Origin of the sequence: Microbacterium sp. Leaf351 (assembly GCF_001423825.1) — a bacterium.
GTDB classification, from domain to species: Bacteria; Actinomycetota; Actinomycetes; order Actinomycetales; family Microbacteriaceae; genus Microbacterium; species Microbacterium ginsengisoli.
In genome coordinates this window covers 17,333-25,741 of the sequence record NZ_LMPK01000009.1, presented here as the reverse complement: position 1 = coordinate 25,741, position 8,409 = coordinate 17,333, and the positions used below count along the sequence as shown (strand labels likewise).

The following is an 8,409-nucleotide window of genomic DNA, read 5'->3' as shown; positions in this document are numbered from 1 at the left end:
CGAGGACGTGGCCGTCATCGGCGTTCCCGATCCGCAGTGGGGCGAGACGGTGTGCGCCGTCGTGAGCTTTCGTGACGAAGCTCTCTCGCTCGACGACATTCGCGACTTCCTGACGAAGTCGGTTGCTCGGTACAAGCTTCCGCGACGGCTCGTGGAGCTCGACGTGGTTCCCCGCAACGGCGCAGGAAAGCTCGACAAACCCGCGATCCGTCTGCTCGTGAGCGAGCTCGACGGCGCGACATCATCCACCGTCGACACTGCACCCTTCACTGAAGCGGTGCGGGTGCCGTCGAAGAAGCGCTGAAAGGAACCCTCCACGCTCATGGGCAAGCTCTCTGACAACTACGATCCGGGCCCGCAGGTCGCTCAGTGCGGCGCCATCAACCTCGGCACGAAGGACCTGGAGAAGTCGCTGCACTTCTTCGGCGATCTCCTGGGCATGGAGATCGTGCAGCGCGACGGCGACACCGCGTATCTGAGAGGCTTCCAGGAACTCACGCATCACTCACTCGTGCTGACTCAGCAAGAGGAGAGCATCGTGAACTCCTACAGCTTCCGTGTGAAGCGTCCTCAGGACGTCGAGCTGTTCGCCAACGAGTTCGACAAGCAGGAGATCGAGGTCGTCGAGGTTGCCGCAGGCGCCGAGAAGGGACGCGGCACCGCGGTGCGCTTCCTCGTGCCGGGCAGCGGGCACCCGTTCGAGCTCTACTACGACATCGACAAACCTCAGGCTCCCGAAGAGTTGCGGTCCAAGCTGCCGAGCAACAGCTCCAAGCGCCGTGGCCTCGGGGTCCGCCGGATCGACCACTTCAACGTGCAGACATCGCGCGAGACAATCAACCAGGCCGAGCAGTGGGTGCGCGACAACCTCGGGTTCAACCGCAGAGAGTACGCGCTTCACCGCGACGACACGACCGTCCTGGCGTCGTGGATGTCGGTCACTCCGCAGGTGCACGACCTGGCGATGGTCGCGAACTCGTACGGCAAGACCGGTCAGCTCCACCACGTCGCGTTCAATCTCGAGAACCTGTCGGACGTGCTGACGGCGGCGGACGTGCTCCGCGACTACGACGTAACGTTCGACCTCGGCCCCGGCAAGCACGGCATCGGGCAGGCCATGTACCTCTATGTCCTCGATCCGGGATCGGGGCATCGCGTGGAGATCTATGCCGGCGGCTATCTGATCTTCGATCCGGACTGGGAGCCGATCAAGTGGGAGCGCGAGCAGTTCCCCGACGGCCTTACGTGGTACGGCGACCCGTTCGTCTACAAGGGCGACGCCCGGAGCCTGGAGACCACTCCGTCGGCCGGACTCTAGCTCCTCCTGGCCCCGTCCCCGCCTGATACGGTCTGGGCCAGGCGTTTCGCACCGTGGAACGGTTCTCCCCGGAGCGACGCGAATAGGACGAAGATGGCCGTCTCTCGTCGGCGAGAGATGACCCGGTGGCGATCGACGGCGATGGTATCCGAGGAGGCGACGTGGCCACTTTGTTTGACGCACGCAAGGCACCCACACACGAGCGCATGGAGTTCTGGTTGAACACCGTGTGCTCGCAGATCCTGCCTGTGCAAATCGATCCGCGGCACGATGCGGCGCCGGCCGCGGCGATGTCGTGTCTTGCTATCGGCGACATGGCGATCCGCACGGTCGTGGGAGGCGACCACGTCTACAGCCGCTCGAGCGCTGAGCTCCGGGCCGGCGACCCGGACACGCTCCAGATTGGCCTTCCGCTCGGCGGCTCTTCGATCCTCGTGCAGGACGGCCGCGAGGCGGTCCTCTCGGCCGGCGACATGGTGCTCTACGACAGCTCGCGCCCGTTCACGCTCGCGATGCAGGAGAGGTTCCACTGGCAGGTCTTCCTCTTCCCGAAGTCCCTGTTGCGTCGACCCACCCGCGAGCTCCGGGACATCACCGCGATCCGCATGCGCGGCGACACCGGCCTCGCCGGGGTCGTGCAGAGGTTCTTGCGCGGTGTCGCGAGGGACGGTGCGCGACTCGAGGTCGACCCCGAGGCGATCATGCTCGGCAAACATGCGGCGGACCTGGCCGGCACCCTGATCCGTTCCACGTTCGGCAAGGAGTGGGACGTGCGGGATACGGATGGGGTCTTGCGCGAGAGAGTGTCCGCCTTCATCCAGATCCATCACAGCGATCCCCGCCTCGGTCCGGGGATGATCGCGCTCGCTCACAACGTCTCACTCCGCCGCCTGCACGCCGCCTTCGAGGGCACGGAGCGCAGCGTCATGGACGAGGTGCGCCGAGCGCGACTCGACGCGATTCGCAGCGACCTGTGCGACTCCCGCTTCGACCATCAGACGATCGGGCGGATCGCCGCCTCGCACGGTCTTCCGTCACTGGCGAGCTTCTCGCGTGCGTTCCGCAACGCCTACGGCGTGACGCCGAGCGAGTTTCGCGCCACGGCGTGACGCACGCGATACGACACTGCGTGCACGCCGTTTTGCACACAGCGCTGATCCGGTCGCAGTGGACGCCGGCTCGCCGACACTGATCGCACGCCACGACGACGTGGCGCACCGGCGATTGGAACTGCTCGCATGTACAACGTGGACATCGACACCGGCGGCACCATGACCGACGGACTCGTCAGCGGGAACGGAACGATCATCTCGCTCAAAGTGGAAACCACGCCACACGACGTGACCATCTCGTTCATCGACCTGCTGACCGCTGCCCAGAAGGCCCTCGACTTCTCGGATCTTCGTTCGTTCCTCTCCGAGGTCGAAGTGATCCGCTGGTCTTCCACGATCACCTCCAACGTGCTCGCTCAGCGAGTGGGCCCGAAGATCGGCCTGCTGGTCTCGGCCGGCCACGAGGCCGACCTCTATGACCCGCGGACGGCCCACGCGGTGGTGGGGTCGATCGTGGATGCCGACGACATCGCCGGCATCCCGGCGGATGCCGACGAGACCGTCGTCCGCGGAGCCATCAAGTCTCTCCTCGACAAAGGGATCCGCCGCATCAACGTGAGCCTGGAGGGAGCCTTCCCCGACGGAGCCGCCGAGCGGCGGATCGTCGAGATGATCTCCGAGGACTACCCCGACCACTTCCTTGGGTCGATCCCGGCGCTGGCCGGGAGCGATGTGACGCTCCGGCCCGACGACGCGACCCGTACCGTGGCGTCGCTGATCAACGCCTACGTGCATCCCTCACTTGCCACGACGCTGTACCGGGCGGAAGAGATCCTCCGGGAGCAGCACGGCTGGCCCGGCAACGTGCTCATCGGCCACATCAACGGCGGCGTCGCCCGGATCGGGAAGACGAAGGCCTTCGACACGATCGAGTCCGGGCCGCTGTTTGGCACCTACGCATGCGCCGCGACATCGGAGCGGTTCGGCGACGAGAAGGTCATCGCGATCGATGTCGGCGGCACCACCGCGAAGGCCAGCGCCGTCGGAGGCGGGCGGGTTATCACGAAGGACAGCGGCGACTTCTTCGACATTCCCCTCGAACTGGAGTTCCCGCTGCTGCGATCGATCGCGCTCGGCGGCGGCAGCGTGGCGCGCGTCGTCGACGGCGCCGTGAAGCTCGGCCCCGACAGCATGGGTGCAGCGCCCGGCCCGGCGGCATACGGTCTCGGCGGACGGAACGCGACGATCACCGATGCATTCGTGGTCAGCGGCTTCATCTCGCCCACGGCTTTCCTCAACGGTGCGCGGACCCTCGACGTCGAGCGCGCCAAGGCGGCGATCGACCGGCAGATCGGCACACCACTCGGCGTCGACACCGTAAGCGCCGCGCGCGCGATCGTCGAGCAGGCGTGGGACGATGTGGCCACGCTCGCGCGAGAGACGGCCGAGGAAGCGGGCTGGGATCCGGCCGAGACCACGGTCTATGCCTACGGAGGCAACGGGCCGCTGTTCGTCACCGCCGTCGCCGAGCGACTCGGAGCGCGCGCCGCCCGGTTCTTCCGGTACGGCAACGTCTACTCCGCGTACGGCTCGGCGATCTCCGACGTGGTCCATGTCTACGAGGCGGCCATCCAGTCCGACGCCGACGTGGCCCTCCGCGCCGCGCAGCACGTCGACGAGGCGGCGCGAGACTTCCGCGGCGAGGGCCTTGACCCGGCTCACGCGCGCTATCGCTGGGAGGCGCGCATCGCGGACGGCACACTCGTCGGCGATGAGCTGACAGCCGATGCCGACCTGGTGGGCGACGCGTCGGCCATCGCGGCACGATCGCCGGGGCAGGTGTCGCTCCTGCGGCTCCGCGCCCACTCCCCGCTGCCGCGGATCACGCTCGCCGACGCGCCGACCGCGGGACGCCCCGACCCCGAGGGCGCCCGGCAGTCCGCCTACGGAGCCGACGGCGAGCTTCCCACCTACGCCGCTGCTGCGATCCCCGGAGCGACGATCTCCGGGCCCGTCCTCGTGGACGGCGACTCGACCACCTGGCTCGTGACGGCGGGCTGGGACATCTCCACCGATGCCACGGGCGATGCCGCCCTGACGAGAAAGGAGGCCTGACGTGACGAAGCTCCATGTCGCCGAGTACCTCGACATCGACGTGAACGCCGAGCGGTGGCACTGCCACGACTGCGGTCGCGACCTCGGCTCCGCACGCGACAACTACAAGCGGGGCCTGCTTGTCGGCGAGCGCGAGCCGAACGAAGTCCACCCCACCGTGATCGAGGGCGAATACACGTTCTCGCCGAACGGCGACTGGGTGCGGCTGCTCGAGTTCTACTGCCCCGGATGCGGTCGGCAGATCGAGACCGAGTACCTGCCGGCTGGCCACCCTCTCACTCATGACACGGAGATCGATATCGACTCCATCAAAGCCCGTCTCGCGTCCGGCGAGGCACGGATCAACGACGAAGGAAAGCTGGAGGTGGCGCTGTGAAGGCGATCGACATCGATGTCGGCGGGACGTTCACCGACCTCGTGCTGACATGGGACGATCGGCGTATCGTGGCGAAGTCGCCGACGACGCCCTACGACCTGTCGGTGGGGTTCCTGAACGTGCTCAACGAGGGCGCACGGCTCCTCGATGAGGGGGCGCTCCAGGAGATCCTCCCGCAGATCGAGATCGTGCGGTACTCGACGACCGTGGCGATGAACCGGCTCATCGAGCGGAAGGGACCCAAGCTCGGCCTGATCACGACCGAAGGGCACGAGGATGCCATCCTCATCGGCCGCGGCGCGCAGTGGACCGACGGCACCCGCATCGGCGAGCGCCGGAACCTGGCCGTGCAGAGCAAACCCGAACCGCTGATCAATCGCGACATGATCGTCGGCATCGGCGAGCGCGTGGACTCCACGGGTGCCGTCATCCGACCTCTCGACGAGGACGACGTGCGTGTCAAGCTGCGTCACCTGGTCGACAACGGCGCCCGCGCGATCGCCGTCTCGCTGCTCTGGTCGTTCCAGAACCCGGAGCACGAGCGTGCCGTGCGGCGGATCATCCGCGAGGAGTACAAGGGCTTCCACGTCGGCTACCTTCCGGTCGTACTGTCGCACGAGGTCGTCGGCAAGGTTGGCGAGTACGAGCGCACGATGACCGCGATTCTGGATGCCTACCTTCAGACGAGCATCAAGTTCGAGCTCGAGACCACCTGGGATCAGCTGCGTTCGAACGGCTATCGAGGCACGTTCTTGCTCACCCACAACACCGGCGGCAGCGCGGAGATCTTCAAGACCACGGCGAGCCGCACGTTCAACGGCGGCCCGGTCTCGGGCCTCATCGGCAGCTTCCACATCGGCAAGGAGCTCGGCTACCGCAATGTGATCGCGTCGGATGTCGGGGGCACGAGCTTCGACGTCGGCATGGTGGTGGACGCCTCGGTGCGCTCGTACGAGTTTCGTCCCATCATCGATCGCTGGATGGTCGGCATCTCGATGCTGCAGACCACCACGATGGGTGCGGGCGGCGGATCGATCGCGTGGGTCAACGAACTGCTCGGCAACCGCCTCGAGGTCGGGCCGCGCAGCGCGGGGTCCTATCCGGGTCCCGCCTGCTACGACCTCGGCGGCATCGAACCCACGGTGACCGACGCGGACGTCGTGCTCGGTTACATCGCTCCCGACGGATACTTCGGTGGGAAGATGCCGTTGAACCGCGACAAGGCGGTCGAGGCGATCCGCACGAGGGTGGCCGAGCCGCTCGGCGTGTCGGTGGACGAGGCCGCCGCGCTCGTGCGCCGCATCGTCGAGCAGAACATGGCATCCGCGATCAAGCGCGAAGTGCATCTGCGCGGCTACCACCCCAGCGACTTCGCGCTGTTCGCGTTCGGTGGCGGCGGACCTACGCATGTCGCCGGGTACAAGGCGGATGTCGGCACGGTCGTGATCTTCCCGCAGGCGCCGGTGTTCTCGGCGCTGGGCAGCTCCGTGATGGACATTATGCACGTGTACGAGCAGAGCGGCCGGATGCAGTTCATGAAGCCGCTCACCGGTGAGATCAACATCGACAAGGAGCAGTTCAACTCCGCCGTCCAGAAGATGATCGACCGCGCCTTGCTCGATCTCGAGGCGGAGGGCCTCGCCGAGCGGGAGGTGATCTTCTCGGTCGAACTCGACATGCTCTACGGCGGACAGGTGCAGGTCAAGCGCGTATCGTCGCCGCTGTTGCGGATCGAGACCGACGACGATGCGCAGGCGATCTACGATGCCTTCGAGAAGGAGTTCTCCGAGGCGTTCAGCCCCTACGTGGTGAACAAGCCCGGCGGGGTCTATCTCGACGGGATCGTGGTCAAGGCGACAGTCGTCACGGAGAAGCTGACCCTGCCGGTGCTTCCGGTCGGCGACGAGTCGCCCGCCGCCGCGCAGACCGCGACGCGGGAGGCGTACTGGCCGGAGCTCGGCAGCCGGACGGCCACACCGGTCTACTCGTTTGATGCGCTCACGGCCGGCAACGTCGTCGTCGGTCCTGCGATCGTGGAAATGGACTTCTCCACGATCGTGGTGCCGCCGGTGCAGCGGCTGCGCATCGACGAGCACGGCCTGGGCATTCTCGAATCCGACACCGCGGGCGTCGACGCCGACTCTCGCGACATCCTGGAAGAGGTCAGCGCATGACGTACCCCACGCTCGAAGAGAAGATGAGCGCCCTCAAGGTGGTGCCCGCGACGGAGTATGAGCGCCAGTGCGTCGCGAAACTCCCCGCCGGTGACTACGAGATCGCTGTGCAGCGCACCGCCGACGTTCTCGACGAGGGGTACGAGGTCTTCATGCGCTCGTCCCGCTCGTCGATGGGTGTGGCTGGAGACTCGATCGTCGCGATGTTCACGGCCGCAGGCGACCTCGTGAACGCCTCCGCGGGCACCTACCTGCACGCCGTGATCCCGCCGATCGTGATCAAGTACATCCTCGATCGCCACGGCGAGAACCCCGGTGTCAATGACGGCGACATCTGGTACACGAACGATGCGCTGTACGGCGGCATCCACAATCCCGACCAGGTCGCCATCATGCCGGTGTTCTTCGACGGAGAGCTGGTGGCCTGGACGGCCGCCCTCTCGCACACCACCGAGACCGGTGCGATCGAGCCCGGGGGAATGCCGCTCTCGGCCACGAGCCGGTTCGAGGAGGGGATGAACCTTCCGCCGATGCGGGTAGGCCAGGGCTTCCGGATCAGCGAGGACGTGCTCGAGATGTTCGCCGCGTTCGGCATCAGGGCCGAGGCGAACGTCACGGTCGACATGCGGGCGCGCGCAACGACGGCTGATCGCGTGCGGGTGCGGCTGTTGGAGATGTTCGAGCGGGAGGGCAAGGACTTCATGTCCGGGCTCTTCCGCCGGATGCTCGACGACGCAGAGGCCGGTGCGCGGGCGCGCATCGCGAGCTGGGCGGACGGCACCTACCGTTGCGTCACGTTCAGCGACGCCGCGGGCTTGAGCTCGGGGCTGATGCGCAACTGCTCGATGGAGATGGTCAAGAAGGGCGAGCAGCTCACGATCGACTTCACCGGCACCAGCCCGGAGAACCCGTCCAGCTACAACGCCCACCCGCAGGCCGTCGTCGGGCACCTCGCGAACTACATCTACGAGTACGTCTTCCACGACCTGCCGATCAGCTCCGCGACCTTCGCGCCGATCGACTTCATCTTCCCCGAGAACTCGATGCTGTCACCCGATGTGCGAGCCGCCACATCGAACGCCGTGATGGCGGCGACGGGGGCGATGAGCGCGATCGCGAACTGCATCAGCCGCGCCCGGTTCGGATCCACAGACTGGCGCCAGGTCACTGCGAGCCAGGGCAACGGCGGCAACGCCTCCGTGCTTGCCGGGGTCTCGCAGTGGGGTGCGTTCTTCGCCGACATGATCGCCTATCCGATCAACACCGAAGGCCAGGGCGCGCACGCGACCTCCGACGGAATGGACGCATACGGCTTCCCGTGGTGCGCGTTCGGACGAGCCCCCGACGTGGAGTCCATGGAGAACGAGTTCCCCA

7 protein-coding genes are annotated in these 8,409 nt (G+C 66.7%); all 7 read left to right on the top strand.

Annotated features, from left to right (window positions below):
- The coding region (locus ASG00_RS15645; protein WP_442922593.1) for an AMP-binding enzyme at positions 1-304 on the top strand (304 nt) is incomplete at its 5' end.
- 18 nt (positions 305-322) lie between these two features.
- Entirely contained in the window at positions 323-1,318 is a 996-nt protein-coding gene (locus tag ASG00_RS03370) for a VOC family protein (protein WP_056206914.1), read from the top strand.
- Between the two features lie 161 nt (positions 1,319-1,479).
- Positions 1,480-2,427 carry a helix-turn-helix domain-containing protein gene (locus ASG00_RS03365; protein WP_156454813.1) on the top strand — a complete coding sequence of 316 codons (948 nt, stop codon included), beginning with the start codon at positions 1,480-1,482 and terminating at the stop codon, positions 2,425-2,427.
- 138 nt (positions 2,428-2,565) lie between these two features.
- Positions 2,566-4,485: a hydantoinase/oxoprolinase family protein gene (locus ASG00_RS03360; protein ID WP_162237867.1), complete on the top strand. Its 1,920-nt coding sequence runs from the start codon at positions 2,566-2,568 to the stop codon at positions 4,483-4,485.
- A 1-nt stretch (position 4,486) separates the two neighbouring features.
- Positions 4,487-4,861, top strand: a complete 375-nt coding sequence (locus tag ASG00_RS03355) for an acetone carboxylase subunit gamma (protein WP_056206908.1) — start codon at positions 4,487-4,489, stop codon at positions 4,859-4,861.
- Positions 4,858-7,035 (top strand): hydantoinase/oxoprolinase family protein, encoded by a 2,178-nt coding sequence (locus ASG00_RS03350; RefSeq protein ID WP_056206906.1) that lies wholly within the window; start codon positions 4,858-4,860, stop codon positions 7,033-7,035. The genes ASG00_RS03355 and ASG00_RS03350 overlap by 4 nt, the downstream gene beginning before the upstream one ends.
- Positions 7,032-8,409: hydantoinase B/oxoprolinase family protein (locus ASG00_RS03345; RefSeq protein WP_200930844.1), on the top strand; the 1,378-nt coding region annotated here is incomplete at its 3' end. The genes ASG00_RS03350 and ASG00_RS03345, both read left to right, overlap by 4 nt.

Bases quoted from the DNA above. Each gene is read 5' to 3' on its own strand.
- ASG00_RS03370 (WP_056206914.1), top strand. From the start codon at position 323: ATGGGCAAGCTCTCTGACAACTACGATCCGGGCCCGCAGGTCGCTCAG.